Source organism: Pseudomonas sp. SED1 (genome assembly GCF_034044025.1).
Lineage (GTDB): Bacteria > Pseudomonadota > Gammaproteobacteria > Pseudomonadales > Pseudomonadaceae > Aquipseudomonas.
This window is the reverse complement of record NZ_JAXCIS010000229.1, coordinates 85,834-105,862: the sequence shown is the minus strand read 5'-3', so window position 1 is coordinate 105,862 and position 20,029 is coordinate 85,834. Positions and strand designations below refer to the sequence as shown.

Here is a 20,029-nt window from a genome sequence, read left to right as displayed (position 1 = left end):
CCCACATTTAGACCGAGACCGCCTTTAAATGGCTACGTCGGCCTTGATGCTCGGGTCGGCGTCGTAGCCCACGATTTCAAAGTCTTCGAATTTGTAATCGTAGATCGACTCGGGTTTGCGCTTGATCACCAGTTCCGGCAGCTTCTTCGGCGTGCGCGCCAGCTGGGTCTGGATCTGTTCCATATGGTTGCTGTAGGCATGGGTGTCGCCCGTGGTGACGATGATCTCGTGAGGGATCAGGTCGCACTGTTGGGCCAGCATATGGGTGAGCAACGCCAGGGCCGCGGTGTTGTACGGCAGACCGAGGAATACATCGGAGCTGCGGATGTACAACTGCATCGACAGGTGACCGTCATGCACAAAAGCCTGGTACAGCAGGTGGCAAGGCGGCAGCGCTTGCTTGCCGTCGCGGGCGTTTTGCTGGGGGCTTTTGGTCTCGTCCGGCAGGTACTCGACGTTCCAGCCGTGGAACAGGATGCGGCGGCTGTTGGGGTTGGTCTTCAGCGTCTCGACCATGTAGTCGATCTGGTTGATCTTGCCGCCGTCCTTGGTTGGCCAGGCGGTCCACTGCTCGCCGTACACCGGGCCCAGGTCGCCGTCTTCGGTGGCCCATTCGTCCCAGATTTTTACGCCATTCTCGTTCAACCACTTGATGTTGGTGTTGCCACTCAGCATCCAGATCAATTCGTTGGCGATGCTTTTGAAGTGAAGCTTCTTGGTGGTCAGCAGCGGGAAGCCGTCGGCCAAGCTATGCCGAAACTGACGGGCAAACACCGCCTTGGTGCCGGTGCCGGTGCGATCGCCCTTGGTCAGGCCATTGGTCACGACATCGTTCAGTAGTTCGAGATATTGCTTCATGTCTATACCTGTTTCGTTGAAGCCGGGACCCTCGGGCCCCGGCGTTCGAATTTAAAGCGCGGTGTTCTTGATGCCTTGCGGGCGATTGTAAGCCCACCACAGCAGACCCAGGCCGGCGATGATCATCGGCAGGCTGAGAATCTGACCCATGGTCAACCAGCCCCACGCCAGGTAGCCCAGCTGCGCATCCGGCACCCGCACGAACTCGACGATAAAGCGGAAGATCCCGTAGAACAGCGCGAACATGCCCGACACGGCCATGGTTGGGCGTGGCTTGCGCGAGAAGATATAGAGGATCAGGAACAGCGCCACACCTTCCAGGGCGAACTGGTACAGCTGCGACGGATGACGCGGCAATTGCGCCGGGTCGCTGAAGGGCGGGAACACCATGGCCCACGGCACGTCAGTCGGCTTGCCCCACAATTCGGCATTGATGAAGTTACCGATACGCCCGGCACCCAGGCCAATCGGCACGAACGGCGCGACGAAGTCCATCAGCTGGAAGAACGACTTGCCGTTACGCCGGCCAAACCACCAGGCAGCGATCATCACGCCCACAAACCCGCCGTGGAACGCCATGCCGCCCTTCCACACCTCGAAGATCAGCGTCGGGTTGGCGATGTAGGCTGGCAGGTCGTAGAACAGCACATACCCCAGGCGTCCGCCGACGATGACCCCCATCGACATCCAGAACACCATGTCGGAGAGCTTCTCCTTGGTCCAGGTCGGGTCGAAACGGTTCAGGCGCCGGGAAGCCAGCAGCCAGGCACCGCCGATGCCGATCAGGTACATCAACCCGTACCAATGGATTTGCAGCGGACCGATGGCCAAGGCCACCGGGTTGATCTGCGGGTAAGGCAGCATTGCGACTCCTCGTTAAATCAATAGTCATGGCGCATCGGACCATGCCGTTGCGCGATTAAGCCTGCGTTACAACAAAAAATTCAAACCTACGCAAAACAGCAAGCCGGCGAACAGCCGCTTGAGCAAGCGTGGCGACAACCGATGCGCCAGGCGCGCGCCGAAACGGGCCGCCACCATGCTGGTCAGGGCAATGCCCAGCAGCGCCGGCAAATACACAAAGCCGAGACTATGCTCGGGCAGCAGCGGGTCATGCCAGCCCAGAATCATGAAACTTAATGCACTGGCCAGGGCGATCGGCAAGCCGCAGGCCGACGAAGTGGCCACTGCCTGCTGCATCGGCACGCTGCGCCAGGTCAGGAACGGCACGGTCAACGAACCACCACCGGTGCCGAAAATCGCCGACGACCAGCCGATCACGCCGCCGGCCAAGGTCAGGCCGAGCTTGCCCGGCACCTGGCGGCTGGCCTTGGGCTTGAGCTCCAGGGTCATCTGCAACGCGATCACCAGGGCGAACACACCGATGATCTTCTGCAAATGCGGCCCGGAAATCGCCTCGGCAGTCAGCGCGCCGAAGCCTGCACCCAGCAGAATGCCCACAGCCATCCACACAAAGATCGGCCAGCGCACGGCGCCCCGGCGGTGATGCTCGCGCACCGCGTTGACCGAGGTGAAAATAATAGACGCCAGGGACGTGCCGACAGCGAGGTGGGTCAACACCGAGGGATCGAAGCCCTGCAAGGTGAAACTGAACACCAGCACCGGCACGATAATGATCCCGCCGCCCACGCCAAACAGCCCGGCGAGCATGCCCGCACAGGATCCCAGCAGCAAATACAGCAGAAATTCCATGGGAGCCCCCGAAAACAGACCGGCATGTTAACGGATGCAAAGCACAGGGTTCTATGGGTAGAGTGGGCAAAACACAAAGGGATTTCCTTATGTGCCTGATTGTTTTTGCCTGGCGGCCGGGCCACGCCCAGCCGCTGATCGTCGCGGCCAACCGTGATGAGTTCTATGCCCGGCCCAGTCTGCCGTTGGCCCAGTGGCTGGATGCGCCCCATGTTTACGCCGGGCGCGACCAGGAAGCCGGCGGGACCTGGCTGGGGGTCGGGGCGGATGGTCGCTTTGCGGCGCTGACCAATATCCGTGACCCGCACCAGCCGCCGGCGCGCAAGTCGCGGGGCGAATTGGTGGCGCGTTTTCTCAGCGGCTCGCTGTCGATTGACGACTATTTGGCCGACGTTAACGGCAGATCGATTGAATATGCCGGGTTTAACCTGTTGGTGGGGACGCGGGACGAATTGTGGCATTACAACGCCAGCGAATCAGCGCCGACGCGCCTGGAAGCAGGGGTTTATGGGTTATCCAACGCGGGGCTGGATACGCCGTGGCCGAAGTTGTTGAAGGCCAAGGCGGCGCTGACGCAAGTGCTGGAAGATCCTCAGCCCGAGGCCTTGCTGGGGATTTTGAGCGACCCGCAGACCGCGCCTTTTGCCGACTTGCCGGATACCGGCGTGGGGTTGGCGACAGAGAGTTTGTTGTCGAGCGTGTTTATTGCCAGCCCCAGTTACGGGACTCGGGCGAGCACGGCGCTGATTGTGAATGCCGACGGGACACGGCATATCGTGGAGCGCAGTTTTGGGCCCCATGGCGGCAGGCTGGGCGAGGTGGAACTCAAAATCTGAACGTCACGCAAATCAAATGTGGGAGCGGGCTTGCTCGCGAATACAGGGTGTCAGTCAATACATCCGGTGACTGATACACCGCCTTCGCGAGCAAGCCCGCTCCCACATTTCGATTGGGGACAGGCTCTGAAATCCGGTTAGAGGCTTTTTGCAGACGCCGGGTTGATCATCCGCGCCAACCCAAGGTTCTTCAGCGCCAATTGCAGCGAGCTGTGGATAACTTGCGGGTTGTCGATGGTCATCAATTCCGCCAGCAGTTCCTTGGCCCGGCTCAGGTTGATCTGGCGCAGCATCCATTTCACCTTCGGCAAGTTGGTGGCGTTCATCGACAGGCTGTCAAAGCCCATCGCCATCAACAGCACGGCCGCCGCCGGGTCACCGGCCATCTCGCCGCAGATACTCACTTGCTTGCCTTCGGCATGGGCGTCGCGCACCACGTTCTGCAAGGCTTGCAGCACTGCCGGGTGCAAGTAGTCGTAAAGGTCGGCCACCCGTGGGTTGTTGCGGTCAACGGCCAGCAGGTATTGGGTAAGGTCGTTGGAACCCACCGACAGGAAGTCCACCTGCCGCGCCAGCTCTTTAGCCTGGTACACCGCCGCCGGAATCTCGATCATCACGCCAATCGGCGGCATCGGTACATCAGAACCTTCGTCGCGCACTTCGCCCCAGGCACGGTGGATCAGGTGCAGGGCTTCTTCCAGCTCGTGGGTGCCGGAGATCATCGGGAGAAGAATGCGCAGGTTATTCAGGCCTTCGCTGGCCTTGAGCATGGCGCGGGTCTGGACTAGGAAGATTTCAGGATGGTCGAGGGTAACGCGAATACCGCGCCAGCCAAGGAAGGGGTTGTCTTCCTTGATGGGGAAATACGACAGTGACTTGTCGCCGCCAATGTCCAGGCTGCGCATGGTCACCGGCAACGGATGGAAGGCGGACAGTTGCTCGCGATAAATCGCCAGCTGCTCCTTCTCACTCGGAAAACGTTGGTTGATCATGAACGGCACTTCGGTGCGGTACAGCCCAACACCTTCAGCGCCGCGCTGCTGTGCGCGCGCCACGTCCGCCAGCAGCCCGGTGTTGACCAGCAGCGGTACACGGTGGCCGTCGAGGGTCACGCACGGCAGTTCCCGCAGGGCGTCGAGGCCCTGGGACAGCTGGCGTTCTTCTTCCACCACTTCAGCGTATTGCTTACGCAGCACTTCGCTGGGGTTGGTGTAGACCTCGCCGTGGTAGCCGTCGACGATCATTTGGATGCCGTCGACCTTGGAATACGGCAGGTCCACCAGGCCCATCACCGTCGGGATGCCCATGGCCCGGGCCAGGATCGCGACGTGGGAGTTACCCGAACCCAATACCGAGACCAGGCCCACCAGTTTGCCTTCCGGCACTTCGCCGAGCATGGTGGCGGTCAGTTCTTCACTGATCAGGATGGTGTTATCGGGGTACACCAGCGTGGTCGAGCGTTCCTCCTGCAGGTAGGCCAGCAGGCGGCGACCGAGGTCTTTCACGTCCGAGGCGCGTTCGCGCAGGTAGGCGTCGTCCATCAATTCGAAACGGTTGACGTGATCGGTGACCACTTGGCGCAGCGCGCCCTGGGCCCACTGGCCGGTCTTGATCACGTCCTTGACTTCGCTGCCCAGGGACGCGTCGTCAAGCATCATCAGGTACACGTCGAAGAGCGCCCGTTCTTCAGGCCGTAGCTGGGTGGCCAGCTTGGTCGACAGGGTACGCATGTCATTGCGCACGCCTTCGAGGGCGGTCTTGAAGAGGATGATTTCAGCGTCGATGTCGGTGACGGTCTTGTCCGGCACCACGTCCAGGTCGGCCGGCGGCAGCATGACCACGGCGGTACCGACGGCTGCGCCCGGCGAACCCGGTACGCCGACGAACTTGGCTTCCTGGATACCCTTGCCCTGGCGCCCCAGGCCGCGAATCGAACCGGTGGCCTCGGCGTGGGCAATAACCCCGGCGAGCTGCGCGCTCATGGTCACGAGGAAGGCTTCTTCACCTTCGTCGAACTGGCGGCGTTCTTTCTGCTGGATGACCAACACGCCGACAACGCGGCGGTGGTGAATGATCGGTGCACCGAGGAACGAGGCGTAGCGCTCTTCGCCGGTTTCGGCAAAGTAGCGATAACGCGGGTGATCGGCAGCGTTTTCAAGGTTCAGGGGTTCTTCACGCGTCCCCACCAGGCCCACCAGACCTTCATTGGGCGCCATGCTGACCTTGCCGATGGAGCGCTTGTTCAAGCCCTCGGTGGCCATCAGGACAAAACGGTTGGTCTCGGGGTCCAGCAGGTAAACCGAGCAGACCTGGCTGCCCATGGCTTCCTTGACGCGCAACACAATAATCCCCAACGCCGCCTTGAGATCCTTGGCGGAGTTAACTTCCTGGACGATCTTGCGCAGCGTATTGAGCATGGCTCGGGGTCGAACTCCGTCGTCAGTCGCGCGCTAAAAGGCGCGGGGCAAGCTCTTTAAGAGCGCGACGATAAACCTCGCGCTTGAATGTCACCACCTGGCCCAACGGATACCAATAACTGACCCAGCGCCAGCCATCGAACTCCGGTTTACCGGTCAAATCCATCCGCACCCGCTGCTCGTTGGAGATCAGGCGCAGGAGAAACCATTTCTGTTTCTGGCCGATGCACAGCGGTTGGCTGTGGGTACGCACCAGACGTTGCGGCAAACGATAGCGCAACCAGCCTCGGGTGCAGGCCAGAATTTGCACATCTTCACGTTCAAGGCCTACTTCTTCGTTCAACTCACGGTACAAGGCGTCTTCAGGGGTTTCGTCGGGGTTGATTCCGCCTTGAGGAAACTGCCAGGCATCTTGGTTGATACGGCGAGCCCATAGCACCTGTCCGGCATCATTCGTAAGAATAATCCCGACATTAGGACGGAAACCATCGGGGTCGATCACGGCAACAACCTCGCAAACGCATGTCACCGCATTGTTCCACAAAGATTGATACAGCGGCAACGAGGCTGCTTACCTTATGTGCACTCTTGTGAAAAGACCGTATTCTGGACGCCTTTTTACAGACTTTTCAGCGAGTAACTGCAATGCGCCTGGCTTTATTCGACTTGGACAACACGCTTTTGGGGGGTGACAGCGATCACGCCTGGGGCGATTACCTCTGTGAACGCGGGATTCTCGACGCCGTGGCCTACAAGGCCCGCAACGATGAGTTCTACCAGGACTACCTGGCCGGCAAGCTGGATAATGCCGAGTACCTGAACTTCTGCCTGGAAATCCTCGGCCGCACCGAGATGGCCCAGCTGGATGAGTGGCACCGCGACTACATGCGCGACTGCATCGAGCCGATCATGCTGCCCCAGGCGGTTGAATTGCTGGCCAAGCACCGGGCGGCGGGCGACAAGCTGGTGATCATCACCGCGACCAACCGTTTTGTGACGGCACCGATTGCCGAGCGGCTGGGGGTTGAAACCCTGATTGCGACGGAATGCGAGATGGAAGGTGGCCGTTACACCGGGCGCAGCACGGATATCCCGTGCTTTCGCGAAGGTAAAGTGACGCGCTTGAATCGTTGGCTGGAAGAGACCGGGTATAGCCTGGAGGACAGTTACTTCTATAGCGATTCGATGAATGACCTGCCGTTGCTGGAGCAGGTGACGAACGCGGTGGCGGTGGATCCGGATCCGAATCTGCGGGCTGAGGCTGAGAAGCGTGGTTGGCCGGTGATTAGCCTGCGCGGCTGATAACGCTTTCGCGAGCAAGCCCGCTCCCACATTTGATCGAGTTCCACCGTTGGAATGCAGTCGAATGTGGGAGCGGGCTTGCTCGCGAATGAAGGCGACCCGGTTTCAAGCCTTAAACGGGTTTAGCACCCATCAACCCGGCAATCGCCACAAACCCCACCAGGCTCACCACCGCCAGCGCCAAAGTAAAGTTCACACTCCCCGCCCCGCCCAACCGCAGTCGATTAAGCCGCGCCACCAGCCAGAACCAGCTCAGCGCCGCCACGGTGTAGATCACGCTCGAACCCAGAATCCAGGTTTGCCCCAGCGGCCAGCCGATCAAGTGCGCCAGCCACCAGCCGGTGAACGGCATGCTCACTACGCAAATCCCCATCAACAACCACACAAACACCCACGGCCGCTGCACGGTATAGGCAGGCCCTGCGCTGCGTTTGCGCCAGGCCAGCACCGCCAGCGCGACGCCGCTGAGCAGCAGCAACACCGTGGCCGCGATGTGGATAACTTTAAGGGTGGTCAGCGTTTCCATGTTCTCGATTCCTTGAAGGCCGCTCAGTCAGCGTAGTCGCTCAACCGAGGAACAGTTGGTAGGCCGGGTTATCACTTTCATCCCAGTACGGGTAGCCAATGGCTTCCAGCGCCGCCGGCACCAGGTGGCGCTCGTCCGCCGGCACTTGCAGGCCCGCCACTACGCGCCCGTCAGCGGCGCCGTGGTTGCGATAGTGGAACATCGAGATGTTCCAGCGCCCGCCCAATTTGTTGAGGAAGTTGAACAACGCTCCCGGACGTTCCGGGAATTCGAAGCGGAACACCACTTCGTCGCTGACGTGCGCCGCATGGCCACCGACCATATGGCGGATGTGCAGCTTGGCCAGTTCGTTTTCCGTCAGGTCCAGCACCGGGAAACCCTGGCTGGTAAGGCTGGCGATCAGCGCGCTGCGCGGGTCATTTTCCGGGTGGGTCTGCACGCCGACAAAAATGTGCGCTTCGCGGCCAGAGTGGTAGCGGTAGTTGAATTCGGTGATCTGGCGCTTGCCCACGGCCTCGCAGAAGGCCTTGAAGCTGCCCGGCTTCTCGGGGATGGTCACGGCGATGATGGCTTCGCGGCCTTCACCCAACTCGGCGCGCTCGGCCACGTGGCGCAGGCGGTCGAAGTTGACGTTGGCCCCGGAATCAATGGCCACCAGGGTTTGCCCGGTGATGCCACGGGTCTCGACGTACTTCTTGATGCCCGCCACGCCCAGGGCGCCAGCCGGCTCCGTGATGGAGCGGGTGTCGTCGTAGATGTCCTTGATCGCCGCGCAGATTTCATCGGTGCTGACGGTGATCACTTCATCCACGTAGTCCTTGCAGATGTCGAAGGTGTGCTGGCCGATCTGCGCCACTGCCACGCCGTCGGCGAAGATGCCCACGGTCGGCAATACCACGCGCTCGCCCGCCGCCATGGCGGCTTGCAGGCAGTTGGAGTCGTCCGGCTCGACGCCGATGATCTTGATTTCAGGCCGCAGGTATTTCACGTACGCCGCGATCCCGGCGATCAGGCCACCACCGCCCACCGGGACGAAAATCGCGTCCAGCGGCCCCGGGTGCTGGCGCAGAATCTCCATCGCCACCGTGCCCTGCCCGGCAATGGTGTGCGGATCATCGTAGGGGTGAATGTAGACGTAGCCTTTTTCGTCGACCAGCTTCAGCGAATACGCCAGCGCTTCCGGGAAAGAATCCCCGTGCAGCACCACTTTGCCGCCACGGGAGCGCACGCCTTCGACCTTGATCTCGGGCGTGGTCTTGGGCATCACGATGGTGGCCTTGACCCCCAGCACCTTGGCCGCCAGGGCCAGGCCCTGGGCGTGGTTGCCCGCTGAAGCGGTGACCACGCCGCGCGCACGTTCTTCGGCGCTCAGTTGGGTCAGCTTGTTGTAGGCACCGCGAATCTTGAACGAGAACACCGGCTGCAAGTCTTCGCGCTTGAGCCAGACCTTGTTACCCAGGCGCTCGGAGAGCTGGCGGGCGGTCTGCAGCGGGGTTTCTACGGCAACGTCGTAAACGCGCGAGGTGAGGATCTTTTTGACGTACTGTTCAAGCATCGGAAAGCATCACTGGGCGGGTTGGGCAGGGCCAAGGAGTCTAACCCAGCGTTCGGCCGGGCGACCACACGAAAACCGAGGTTTTGTTGGGTTATACTCGCGCCCCTCTTTACTCCCCGCCCGTTCCGGAGCCCGCATGACCCAGGATCAACTCAAACAGGCAGTGGCCCAGGCCGCCGTCGATTTAATCCTTCCTAAACTCGACGATAAAAGCATCGTCGGTGTCGGCACCGGCTCCACCGCCAACTGCTTTATCGATGCGCTGGCCCTGCACAAGGGCGCGTTCGACGGCGCGGTCGCCAGCTCCGAAGCCACCGCTGCGCGGCTCAAGGGCCACGGTATTCCGGTGTATGAGCTGAACACCGTCAGCGACCTGGAGTTCTATGTCGACGGCGCCGATGAAAGCGACGCACACCTGAACCTGATCAAGGGCGGCGGCGCAGCACTGACCCGCGAGAAGATCGTCGCGGCCGTGGCCAAGACCTTCATCTGCATCGCCGATGCCAGCAAACTGGTGCCCGTACTTGGCGCGTTCCCGCTGCCGGTTGAAGTGATCCCGATGGCCCGCAGCCACGTGGCCCGCGAGCTGGTGAAGCTGGGCGGCGACCCGGTGTACCGCGAAGGCGTGCTGACCGACAACGGCAACATCATCATCGACGTGTTCAACATGCAGATCACCAACCCGGTGGAACTGGAGCGCCAGATCAACGCCATCGTCGGCGTCGTCACCAACGGCCTGTTCGCGGCACGCCCGGCTGACGTATTGCTGCTGGGCACCCCGGAAGGCGTGAAAACCCTCAAAGCCTGAACCGCTCCTCCACTGTAGGAGCGGGCTTGCCCGCGAAAAACCAACAAGCGCCTCGCCCGCTCAGGACGACCCGCGTTACCGGTAACGTTTTTCGCGAGCAAACGTGCTCCTGCAAGCAGCATTTGCGCTCACCCTCGGCCGAAACCGAGCACCCGCCTCGGCATCTCTCGCCGCGCTTCGTATCAAATCTGTTACAAATTACAGCCAGGCGACTCGTGCGTTTAACAATGCGCCAATTCGCCGCCGCCCATGGAATGAGGCGCGCATTGTGCAAAAGGTCTCGGCTCCCGACTCCAATCACTTCAAGGAAGACCCTGTGATAAAGCCTCTAGCCCTCGCTGTCAGCGTTGCCAGTGCCCTGCTGTCCACCAGCGCCCAGTCATACGATTACGGCCAACACGCCAACACCACCCTGGAAACGCTGATCAACGACTATCCCGGTCGCTATCGCGGCACCGCCAATTTCGCCGGGGCCGCCGATTGGATGCAAAGCCAGATGGGCAGCGCCTACAGCATCAGCCGCCAGGATTTTTCCTGGGCCGCGAGCGGCACCTCCCGCAGTTCGCAAAACGTGGTGGCCTACGCCGCCGGCACCCAGCCGCAATATGTGGTGATCGGCGCGCACTTCGACACCTACTTTGGTCGCCCCACCTTGCAAGGCCTCGATGACAACGGCTCCGGCGCCAGTGTGCTGACCGAGGTGGCAAAAAACCTGGGCGGGCTGCAGTTGGAGAACGGCCTGCAAATCGTCGGCTTTGGCGCGGAGGAAGAAGGCTTGCGCGGCTCGAAAGCCTTCGTCAACGCATTGAGCGCCAGCCAGAAGGCCAACATGCTGGCGATGATCAACCTCGACAGCCTGATCACCGGCGACATGATGTACGCCCACGCCGGCCAGAACAGCACGGCCAACCCGGCGCTGGCGTCGTTGCGCGAGCACACGTTCCAGATCGCCAGGGAGCTGAACATTCCGCTGTTCACCAACCCCGGCCTCGACCCGCAACACCCCAAGGGCACCGGCTGCTGCAGCGACGGCGAACCCTTCGAGCCGCTGAATATCCCGATCCTGTACATCGAAGCAACCAACTGGGAATTGGGCGACCTGGATGGTTACACCCAGACCAACAACCCGGCCATCCCCGGCGGATCGACCTGGCACGACCCTACCGAGGACAACAAGGACGTGCTGACCAACGCCTTCGGCCAGGAACGTATTGATCAGCGCCTGCGGGACTATTCGCGGCTGCTCAGCCGGCTGGTATTGGAGTTGACCAATGCCGACTTGATGGCCTCCACCGCCTCGGGTGGCGCCGTTGCGCGCAACATGCAGGACAACCTGCAACGCCAGCATCAGTCGATGGTGCGCCTGCACGATCGCCGCTGGCTGACCCTGCAGTCGGCTAGCCGCGAGGTCGGCAGCTTCGATGGCGAAATCGGCGTAGACGGCGAATACAACCCCGACAGTGGTTTCGACGCCGCTCCCAACCCCGAGGCGCGGAATCTCGGCTTGCATGCCCTGGGCGACTACCAGTTGAGTTCCAGCCTGAACCTCGGCGCCAGCCTCAGCTACCTCAATGGGCGCGACAAGCTTGAGCATCGCGGCAAACTGCAAAGCGACACCTGGCAGGCAGCCGCTTACGCACTGTTGAATGACGGCGGCCCGAGCTGGCTGGCCGGCGACTTGAGCGTGGGCCACAGTCGCTTTGACTCCCGGCGCAATTTGCTGATCCAGGCCAACGGTGGGCCGGTATTGCTCAATCAGCACCTGACTGGGAAAACCGATGCGCTGGCAATGGGCGCGCGGGTGCTGGGCGGCTATGACTTCGACTTCGGCGCGATCAAGAGCGGGCCCTTTGCCGGACTGGACTACACCCATTACCGCATCGATAAATTCCATGAAAAGCAGGACCTGCGTACCGCCCTTGAGTACGAAGAACAGTCGTTCGACTCACTTGAAGCCAGCCTCGGCTGGCGTGTGCGCGGTGCTGTCGCCTTGCCTTATGGCCTGAGCCTGATGCCTTACGCCGACATCGCCTGGGTCAAGGAACTGGCCGACGGCCGCCTGGACGACCTTGACCTGACCGCCCGCGCCGATGGCCAGGCACGCACGGCCCGGCTGGGGTCAGTAGATAAAAGCTTCGGCCGCGCCCAGGTCGGCAGCCAACTGGCAATCACTCCGCAGTTAGGCGTGTATGCCGAAGTGAACGGCCGATTGGGCCATGCCGAGGGTAGCCAGACCGGCTATTCGCTGGGCGTGCAGTGGATGTTCTGATCAGGGCTTCTTGAACACATAAAAGAGGTTCGGCTCACTGACCATGTACAACGTGCCGTCGTTGTCCATGGCAATCCCCTCGGCCTGAGGCACTCGCTGCTCCAGGCCATGGCGCCCCTTGAGCAGCGACAAACTGCTCAGGGGACGACCGTCGATATCCAGTTCCAGCACCAGGAATGACTCATCCGACAGCGCCAGTAAATGGCCGCTGCGCTCGTCGTATTGCAGGCTCGACAGGTCGCGCACAAACAACCCGGCATCGCGCTTGGGGTTGTTGATCACGTGCACCGAGTAGGTTTTTTCCGGTTTGAAATGGGGAAAGCCGTGCACCTCGTAGATCAGCATCGGGTCACGTTCCTTGGCCACAAACAGGCGCTTGCCCACCGAGTCATAGGCCAGGCCTTCGAAGCCATTATTGCCACCCAGGTGCACGCCGAGGGTCATTTGCTCGGCGTCGGCGGCATCGAGGAATTGGGTATCGTCATCCACATGGACCTTGATCAACCGCTGCTGGCGCTCGTCGCTGATGACGTACGTGTTGTCGCTGATGTACTCCACCGCCTCCGCATCACCAAAACCCACCAGCGCAATGCGCCGCAGGATTTTGCCCTCCAGGGACAGCTCCACCAGCTCGGCATTCTTGTTGGTCACGGTAAACAGGCTGTTGCGCACCGGATCAAAGGTCAGGGCCGAGACATCATCGTTGAGGCCGTCGATCACCTGCGCTTCCAGGGCTACTCGGTAATCCCCCAGGCCAATCGAATGCTCCCCGGCGGGATTGCGCCAGGATTGCCAGTTGAACCAGGCACGCTCGAACAGACGCAATTGCTGGGCAACCACACCGCAAGCCACCAGGGCGATCAGGATCAGGATGAAAAAAGCAGGTTTGGGACGGGCAAGTCGACGCATCGGGGCGGGGCTCAAAGTGAAAACTGGCGAATGAATATCACGGTCGCCTGAATTTAAACTTAAACGCCCCGGGTGTCTGGCAGATGCCGCAAATAGCGAAAAATCTGACGTAATCGAACTACTGCGCCTGTTTCTCGAAACGGTAGAACAGGTTCGGCTCGCTGACCATGTACAGCGTGCCGTTCTCGTCCATGGTTACGCCTTCGGCACGGGGAATGGTGTTCTTCAAGCCATTGAAGCCACCGAGCAAAGTCATGAAGCTGACTTGCTCGCCCTTTTCGTCGAGTTCCAGCAGCAGATGGGAATCGGCCGACAGCGCCAGCAGATGGCCAGTACGCGGGTCGACGGTCAGTGCCGAGAGGTTGCGCATGTCCAATTCGGTGCTGGCGAGCTTCTGCTTGTCACCGGTGAGCGTCTGGCTGCCGTCGCTTTTCCAGGTAAACAGGGCCGGCGGGCGTTCTTCGCCGAGGATCAGCTGTTGATTGCGCTTGTCCCAGGTGATCGCTTCGAAGGCTTTGTTCTGGTCCTTCGAGGGGCCGAGGTCATAGGACGGGAAGTCGGCTTTGCTCAACTGCTGGGTCTGCGGGTCAACCTTGATGATGGTCAGGCTGTGCTGACGCTCATCGACCACAGCCATCAGGCCGTTTTCCATCATGGTCACGCCTTCCGGGTTGTTCCAGCCGTTGAGCGGCATCTTGCGCAGCACGTCGCCTTGCAGGGTCAGCTCAACCAGGAACGGGTTCTTACCCATGACCGAGAACAGGGTCTTGGTCAGCGGGTTATACGCCAGGTCCGAGGCTTCGTCCTTCTCCATGCCGGGCAGCAGCTTGGCGTCGATCACCGCGTGGTAGTCCGGGAGCCAGACACTTTCCAGGCGCTCGGTCGGGGTTTCGAAGCCCTCCGCCACCCACAACACGCCGCGATCGTCCCAATGCATGGCCCAGGCCACGCCATAGATGATCGCGCCGGCCAGGAACAGCCAGGAATACCAGCGCATGGCAAGGCGTGAACGCAACGTGGGTTTTACGGAGGGGAGAGGCACGGCCATTACGCTTTCCAGAAAGTCAGCTTTAGGGGATAGCACAGGATCACAAGGTCCGCGCGCAGGAGGCTGAGGATTATCCGGATGGGGTGTGAAAAAAATGCAAAACCCCGATTTTGCAGCCATACACCGATCAAATGTGGGAGCGGGTTTGCTCGCGAAGGCGGTGGATCAGCCAATACATCCGGCGACTGACACACCGCATTCGCGAGCAAGCCCGCTCCCACATTTTTGATCGCGTTTCGCCAGGTATTTAGCGAACGCTGCTTTCGAACCGGCTCACACCCGGCAATTCCAGCACCAGCTCATCGCCCACGTTCAGCGGGCCCACGCCTGCCGGCGTACCGGTGAGGATCACATCCCCGGCCTGCAGCGAGAAGCAACCGGCCATGTACTGGATCATCGGGATGATCGGGTTGAGCATGATCGCGCTGTTGCCGTCCTGGCGCACTTCGCCATTGATGGTCAGGCGAATGCCGATGTCAGTCACGTCCGGGAAGGTACTGCCGACCACGAACGGTGCAATCACTGCCGCGCCATCAAACGACTTAGCGATTTCCCACGGCAGGCCCTTGGCTTTCAGCTCGGCCTGTTTGTCCCGCAGGGTCAGGTCCAGGGCCGGGGCAAAGCCGGAGATGGCGTCCAGCACTTCCTCGCGGCTCGGCTTGGTCGACAGCGGCTTGCCGATCAACACCGCGATTTCCGCTTCGTAGTGCACCGAACCGCGCTCGGTAGGAATGGCGAAACCGCCTTCCAGCGCCACCACGCAGCTGCCGGGTTTGATAAACAGCAGCGGCTCGGTGGGTACCGGGTTATCCAGTTCCTTGGCGTGTTCGGCGTAGTTACGCCCGATGCACACCACTTTCCCTAGCGGAAAGTGAATATTGGTGCCGTCGACATATTTGTGCTGATAGCTCATGGACCGACTCCTTCAGGGACTGTTAAACAGCGAAAATCTTGCCCGGGTTCATGATCCCGTTCGGGTCGAACACCGCTTTCACTGCCTTCATGTATTCGATTTCAACCGGCGAGCGGCTGTAGGTCAGGTAGTCGCGCTTGGTCATACCCACGCCGTGTTCGGCGGAGATCGAGCCGTTGTACTTCTGCACGGTCTCGAACACCCACTTGTTCACGGTGGCGCACTTGGCGAAGAACTCATCCTTGCTCAGGTTTTCCGGCTTGAGGATGTTCAGGTGCAGGTTGCCGTCGCCGATGTGGCCGAACCAGACGATTTCGAAGTCCGGGTAGTGTTCGCCGACGATCGCGTCGATTTCCTTCAGGAAGGCCGGCACTTTCGACACAGTCACCGAAATGTCGTTCTTGTACGGCGTCCAGTGGGAGATGGTCTCGGAGATGTACTCGCGCAGCTTCCACAGGTTGTGCAGTTGGGTTTCGCTCTGGCTCATCACGCCGTCCAGCACCCAGCCCTGCTCCACGCAGTGTTCGAACGTGGCCAGGGCGTCGTTGGCCACTTCTTCGGTGGTCGCTTCAAATTCCAGCAGCGCGTAGAACGGGCAGTCGGACTCGAACGGCGCCGGCACGTCGCCGCGCGCGAGGACTTTGGCCAGGGCCTTGTCGGAGAAGAACTCGAAGGCGGTCAGGTCCAGCTTGCTCTGGAAGGCGTGCAACACCGGCATGATCGAGTCGAAATCGGTGGTGCCGAGCACCATCGCGGTGAGGTTTTTAGGCGCCCGGTCCAGGCGCATGGTCGCTTCGACCACAAAGCCCAGGGTGCCTTCCGCGCCGATGAACAGCTGGCGCATGTCGTAGCCGGTGGCGTTCTTGATCAGGTCTTTATTCAGCTCCAGCAAGTCGCCCTTGCCGGTGACGACTTTCATGCCGGCGACCCAGTTACGGGTCATGCCGTAGCGAATGACCTTGATCCCGCCGGCATTGGTGCCGATATTGCCGCCAATCTGGCTGGAACCGGACGAAGCGAAGTCCACCGGGTAATACAGGCCTTTTTCTTCGGCGACGTTCTGCAATTGCTTGGTGACCACGCCCGGCTGGCACACGGCGGTGCGGTCGGTGAGGTTCACGTCGAGGATCTGGTTCATATAGTCGAACGACACGACCACTTCGCCATTGGCCGCCACCGCAGCAGCCGACAAGCCGGTACGGCCACCGGACGGCACCAGCGCCACCTTGTGTTCATTGGCCCAACGGACGATGGCCTGCACCTGTTCGGTGGTCTTCGGGAAGACGATGGCCACCGGGGCTGGGGCGAAATGCTTGGTCCAGTCCTTGCCGTAAGCCTCAAGGGAGTCAGCATCGGTCAGGACCTTGCCAGGCTCAACCAGGGTCTTCAGCTCATCAATCAGGGCAGGATGGGTCATCGACAGAACTCTCGAACAATTCATGGTCATCCTGAGAACGCTTCACGTCGCAGGAATGGGTGTTTAGCGGGGCACGTATGCTAGCATACCGCCCCCGCAGGATAGTGCCCAAGGGCGTTCTGCGGTGACGGCTTTCCTGCCGTCCGGGTCAGCTTGCGCTGCTCGATTCCCTGCCATTTTTCTCCGGGATACAGGTTTACGCAGATGAGCAAGACTTCTCTCGATAAGAGCAAGATCAAGTTCCTTCTTCTGGAAGGCGTCCACCCATCGGCCGTCGAAGTTCTGAAGGCTGCTGGGTACTCCAGCATTGAGTACATCACCAGTTCTCTGCCGGAAGCCCAGCTCAAGGAAAAGATCGCCGACGCGCACTTTATCGGCATTCGCTCCCGCACTCAGCTGACCGAAGAGATCTTCGATCACGCCAAGAAGCTTGTCGCTGTAGGTTGTTTCTGCATCGGCACCAACCAGGTCGACCTCAACGCAGCGCGCGAGCGCGGCATCGCGGTGTTCAACGCACCGTACTCCAACACCCGCTCCGTTGCTGAGCTGGTATTGGCCGAGGCCATCCTGCTGTTGCGCGGTATTCCGGAGAAGAACGCTTCCTGCCACCGTGGCGGCTGGATCAAGAGCGCAGCCAACTCCTTCGAAATCCGCGGCAAGAAGCTGGGTATCGTCGGTTACGGCTCGATCGGCACTCAACTGTCGGTTCTGGCCGAAGGCCTGGGCATGCAGGTGTTCTTCTACGACACCCTGACCAAGCTGCCATTGGGCAACGCCACTCAGGTGTCGAGCCTGACCGAGCTGCTGGGCATGTCCGACATCGTGACCCTGCACGTACCGGAAACCGCTGAGACCCAGTGGATGATCGGCGAGAAGGAAATCCGTGCCATCAAGAAGGGCGGGATCCTGATCAACGCCGCACGCGGCACTGTTGTTGAGCTGGACGCCCTGGCCGACGCGATCAAGGATAAGCACCTGATCGGCGCCGCCATCGACGTGTTCCCGGTAGAGCCGCGCTCTAACGACGACATCTTCGAAAGCCCGCTGCGCGGCCTGGACAACGTGATCCTGACCCCGCACATCGGCGGCTCCACCGCTGAAGCCCAAGCCAACATCGGCCTGGAAGTGTCGGAGAAACTGGTCAAGTACAGCGACAACGGTACGTCGGTGTCCTCGGTCAACTTCCCGGAAGTGGCCCTGCCGGCTCACCCTGGCAAGCACCGTCTGCTGCACATCCACCAGAACATCCCTGGCGTGATGATGGAGATCAACAAGGTCTTCGCGGAAAACGGTATCAACATTTCCGGTCAGTTCCTGCAGACCAACGAGAAAGTCGGCTACGTGGTTATCGACGTAGACGCCGAATACTCGGACCTGGCGCAAGAGAAGCTGCAACACATCAAAGGCACTATCCGTAGCCGCGTGTTGTTCTAATCGTTAAAACGTGCACAAAAAAAGGGAGACCCTCGGGTCTCCCTTTTTTCGTCTGAACAAATCTTACTTCACATTAACCGTGATGACTTTTGACGCTACAGTCGGGTTGAACTGCATATGCAGCTTGTCGCCGGCTACCAGTTGCAGCGTGTGCTTGCCTGGGGTGAGGGTCAGCTCGGTTTCGGTCTGGGCCTTGCCGTAGTGGATCACGGTGTCGGTGGCCGGGATTGGCACGCTGGCGTCAGGCAATGCTTTCTGATCGATCAGCAGGTGATGGTGGCCGGTGCCAGGGTCCTGGCTGGTGGCCGGGGCCAGCTTCAGGCCTTCCATGCCGAATTTCACGGTGAAGGTTTTATCGACAGTGGCGCCGTCTTTGGGCGACACGATGAACACTTTGGCACCTTCTGGTGGAGCGCTGCGCGGGATGCCATCAGCAGCGGTCGCCAACATCGAAGCACCCAGCAGCAGGCTGGCCAGGGTTGCACGGGTCAAAAAGGCTTTCATTCACTTCTCCAGTTTTTCGGTGAAATCTGTAGGGTTATGACAACTTCGCGACAAATTGCTGTCCAAGGCACTCAACACCATAGCAAAGCGAGCCGGAACAGCGCCTCGCTCATTCGAATTCTTTAGGAGAGACCATGCGCTTCCTGCCTGGCCTGTTACTTTTACTTCCCCTTGTGAGCCCCTTGGCCCACGCCGAACTGATCGACGATGTGTTTGACCGTGGGGAATTGCGCATCGCCCTGGAAGCCAACACCCCGCCCTTCAACTTCAAGGAAGGCGACAAACTCACCGGCTTTGAAGTGGAGCTGGGTGAGTTACTGGCCAAGGAAATGGACGTACGCCCCTCCTTTATCACCGTCGATGCCGCCGAGTTGCTGGCGGGCGTGGAAAGCGCCAAGTACGACGTGGCCATCAACCATATCGCTATGACTCCTGAACTGGCGGATCGTTTCGACTTCAGCGAGCCCTACAGCTACTCCAGTGCACAACTGATCGTGCGCAAGCAGGAACAACGCCCGCTGGGCAGCTTCGCGGCGCTCAAGGGCAAGGCGCTGGGCGTGGCCCAGGGCAGTCAGTTTGTGGAGCAGGCGCGCACCGCCGAGGGCGTGGATTTGCGTAGTTATGCCGATGCCAAGCAGCCGATCAAGGACGTCGCAGACCAACAGATCGATGCCGCCATCAGTGACCGGTTGCTGATTCCCTACGCGATTCGCGACAGCCAGTTGCCGGTGAAAGAGGGTGCAGACGTTGGCCCTACGCTGAGCCTGGCGATTCCGTTCCAGAAGGGTAACCCGGCGTTCAAGGCCAGCCTGGACAAGGCCCTGCAACGGGTGAAGGCCGATGGCCGGCTGACGGCGTTGTCGGAGAAGTGGTTCGGAATGGATGCGAGCAAGCCGGTGAAAAAGGCCGAATAAACGACTCGGTCAATGTGGGAGCGGGCTTGCTCGCGAATGCGGTGGGTCAGCTTGAGCATCGGGTGACTGACACTGCGCTTTCGCGAGCAAGCCCGCTCCCACATGTTGATCTATGTCGGGCTGGAGAGTTTTGCCAGGGCCGCTGCCGCTTCGGGCAGTTCCAGCTCACTGAACACCAACACCCCATGGCGCTTGAGCAATGCCGCCGTCACGCCTTCGCCCGTGACCTTCACACCGGTGAAGGTGCCGTCATAGGTCAGCAGATTGCCGCAAGACGGGCTGTTGGCCTTGAGCACGGCGACCCGGATGTTGTGACGCTGCACCAAGGCCAACGCCTGGCGGGCACCCTCGAGGAAAGCTTCGCTGAAGTCTTCGCCCTGGGCCGTCAGCACCTGGGCGCGGCCTTCCCACACGTCAATCCCCTGCCCGCCCGGGATCTCGGCTGACGGCCGTGGCGTCGGCAAACCTCCCGCAACCTCGGGGCACACGGCAACCACCCGGTCTTCCGCCTGCCATGCGGCGAGTTGGTCGAAAGGCCCGCTGGCGCCTCCGTCGTAGCGTACCCGGTGCCCCAGCAGGCAGCGGCTGACCAGAATCTTTTGCATC

Annotated in this window: 19 protein-coding genes; 6 read left to right on the top strand and 13 right to left on the bottom strand. The window is 60.7% G+C overall.

The window, feature by feature from the left end:
• Positions 1-24: 24 nt before the first annotated feature.
• From SNL23_RS29305 to SNL23_RS29295, 3 genes are all read right to left on the bottom strand, one after another.
• Positions 25-858, bottom strand: coding sequence for a thymidylate synthase (locus tag SNL23_RS29305; RefSeq protein WP_076013026.1), 834 nt, complete (start codon positions 856-858; stop codon positions 25-27).
• A gap of 51 nt (positions 859-909) precedes the next feature.
• The gene (lgt, locus tag SNL23_RS29300; RefSeq protein ID WP_318304474.1) at positions 910-1,722 is read right to left on the bottom strand and encodes a prolipoprotein diacylglyceryl transferase; all 813 of its coding nucleotides are present in this window, start codon (positions 1,720-1,722) and stop codon (positions 910-912) included.
• Positions 1,723-1,788: 66 nt separating this feature from the next.
• A complete protein-coding gene (locus SNL23_RS29295) occupies positions 1,789-2,571 on the bottom strand; it encodes a sulfite exporter TauE/SafE family protein (protein ID WP_076013028.1) in 783 nt (260 codons plus the stop codon).
• A gap of 89 nt (positions 2,572-2,660) precedes the next feature.
• Between SNL23_RS29295 and SNL23_RS29290 the strand changes: the two genes are divergently transcribed.
• Positions 2,661-3,407, top strand: coding sequence for an NRDE family protein (locus SNL23_RS29290; RefSeq protein WP_318304473.1), 747 nt, complete (start codon positions 2,661-2,663; stop codon positions 3,405-3,407).
• 137 nt (positions 3,408-3,544) lie between these two features.
• Here SNL23_RS29290 and ptsP read toward each other — a convergent pair whose 3' ends face one another.
• Together ptsP and SNL23_RS29280 are read right to left on the bottom strand one after the other, a co-directional pair.
• Positions 3,545-5,824, bottom strand: a complete 2,280-nt coding sequence (ptsP, locus tag SNL23_RS29285) for a phosphoenolpyruvate--protein phosphotransferase (protein ID WP_076013030.1) — start codon at positions 5,822-5,824, stop codon at positions 3,545-3,547.
• A gap of 22 nt (positions 5,825-5,846) precedes the next feature.
• Entirely contained in the window at positions 5,847-6,326 is a 480-nt protein-coding gene (locus SNL23_RS29280; protein ID WP_003176750.1) for an RNA pyrophosphohydrolase, read from the bottom strand.
• Positions 6,327-6,469: 143 nt separating this feature from the next.
• Between SNL23_RS29280 and SNL23_RS29275 the strand changes: the two genes are divergently transcribed.
• The gene (locus SNL23_RS29275; RefSeq protein ID WP_167664067.1) at positions 6,470-7,126 is read left to right on the top strand and encodes an HAD family hydrolase; all 657 of its coding nucleotides are present in this window, start codon (positions 6,470-6,472) and stop codon (positions 7,124-7,126) included.
• Positions 7,127-7,238: 112 nt separating this feature from the next.
• Here the strand turns inward: SNL23_RS29275 and SNL23_RS29270 are convergent, their stop codons facing one another.
• Entirely contained in the window at positions 7,239-7,652 is a 414-nt protein-coding gene (locus tag SNL23_RS29270; protein WP_093203960.1) for a DUF2269 family protein, read from the bottom strand.
• Positions 7,653-7,692: 40 nt separating this feature from the next.
• A complete protein-coding gene (gene ilvA, locus SNL23_RS29265) occupies positions 7,693-9,207 on the bottom strand; it encodes a threonine ammonia-lyase, biosynthetic (protein WP_003213834.1) in 1,515 nt (504 codons plus the stop codon).
• A 136-nt stretch (positions 9,208-9,343) separates the two neighbouring features.
• Here ilvA and rpiA point away from each other — a divergent pair, with 136 nt between their 5' ends.
• Together rpiA and SNL23_RS29255 are read left to right on the top strand one after the other, a co-directional pair.
• Positions 9,344-10,015, top strand: coding sequence for a ribose-5-phosphate isomerase RpiA (gene rpiA, locus SNL23_RS29260; RefSeq protein ID WP_008438935.1), 672 nt, complete (start codon positions 9,344-9,346; stop codon positions 10,013-10,015).
• 316 nt (positions 10,016-10,331) lie between these two features.
• Positions 10,332-12,284 (top strand): autotransporter domain-containing protein, encoded by a 1,953-nt coding sequence (locus tag SNL23_RS29255; RefSeq protein ID WP_318304470.1) that lies wholly within the window; start codon positions 10,332-10,334, stop codon positions 12,282-12,284.
• On the opposite strand, the gene SNL23_RS29250 is transcribed toward SNL23_RS29255, so the two are convergent.
• The 4 genes from SNL23_RS29250 to SNL23_RS29235 form a co-directional block, all read right to left on the bottom strand.
• Positions 12,285-13,193, bottom strand: coding sequence for an SdiA-regulated domain-containing protein (locus SNL23_RS29250; RefSeq protein ID WP_318304468.1), 909 nt, complete (start codon positions 13,191-13,193; stop codon positions 12,285-12,287).
• A 118-nt stretch (positions 13,194-13,311) separates the two neighbouring features.
• Positions 13,312-14,241, bottom strand: a complete 930-nt coding sequence (locus SNL23_RS29245) for an SdiA-regulated domain-containing protein (protein ID WP_318304467.1) — start codon at positions 14,239-14,241, stop codon at positions 13,312-13,314.
• Positions 14,242-14,488: 247 nt separating this feature from the next.
• Positions 14,489-15,154: a fumarylacetoacetate hydrolase family protein gene (locus SNL23_RS29240; RefSeq protein ID WP_010167806.1), complete on the bottom strand. Its 666-nt coding sequence runs from the start codon at positions 15,152-15,154 to the stop codon at positions 14,489-14,491.
• A 22-nt stretch (positions 15,155-15,176) separates the two neighbouring features.
• Positions 15,177-16,571 (bottom strand): FAD-binding oxidoreductase, encoded by a 1,395-nt coding sequence (locus SNL23_RS29235; RefSeq protein WP_076013036.1) that lies wholly within the window; start codon positions 16,569-16,571, stop codon positions 15,177-15,179.
• Positions 16,572-16,775: 204 nt separating this feature from the next.
• On the opposite strand from SNL23_RS29235, the gene serA reads away from it, so the two are divergent.
• Positions 16,776-18,005, top strand: a complete 1,230-nt coding sequence (gene serA, locus SNL23_RS29230; protein ID WP_076013037.1) for a phosphoglycerate dehydrogenase — start codon at positions 16,776-16,778, stop codon at positions 18,003-18,005.
• 63 nt (positions 18,006-18,068) lie between these two features.
• On the opposite strand, the gene SNL23_RS29225 is transcribed toward serA, so the two are convergent.
• Positions 18,069-18,509 carry a DUF4399 domain-containing protein gene (locus SNL23_RS29225; protein WP_063026439.1) on the bottom strand — a complete coding sequence of 147 codons (441 nt, stop codon included), beginning with the start codon at positions 18,507-18,509 and terminating at the stop codon, positions 18,069-18,071.
• Between the two features lie 134 nt (positions 18,510-18,643).
• Between SNL23_RS29225 and SNL23_RS29220 the strand changes: the two genes are divergently transcribed.
• Complete coding sequence (locus SNL23_RS29220) at positions 18,644-19,423, top strand: transporter substrate-binding domain-containing protein (RefSeq protein ID WP_076013038.1); 780 nt, start codon at positions 18,644-18,646, stop codon at positions 19,421-19,423.
• Between the two features lie 110 nt (positions 19,424-19,533).
• Here the strand turns inward: SNL23_RS29220 and SNL23_RS29215 are convergent, their stop codons facing one another.
• Positions 19,534-20,028, bottom strand: coding sequence for a DUF523 domain-containing protein (locus tag SNL23_RS29215; RefSeq protein ID WP_318304492.1), 495 nt, complete (start codon positions 20,026-20,028; stop codon positions 19,534-19,536).
• Position 20,029 lies beyond the last annotated feature (1 nt).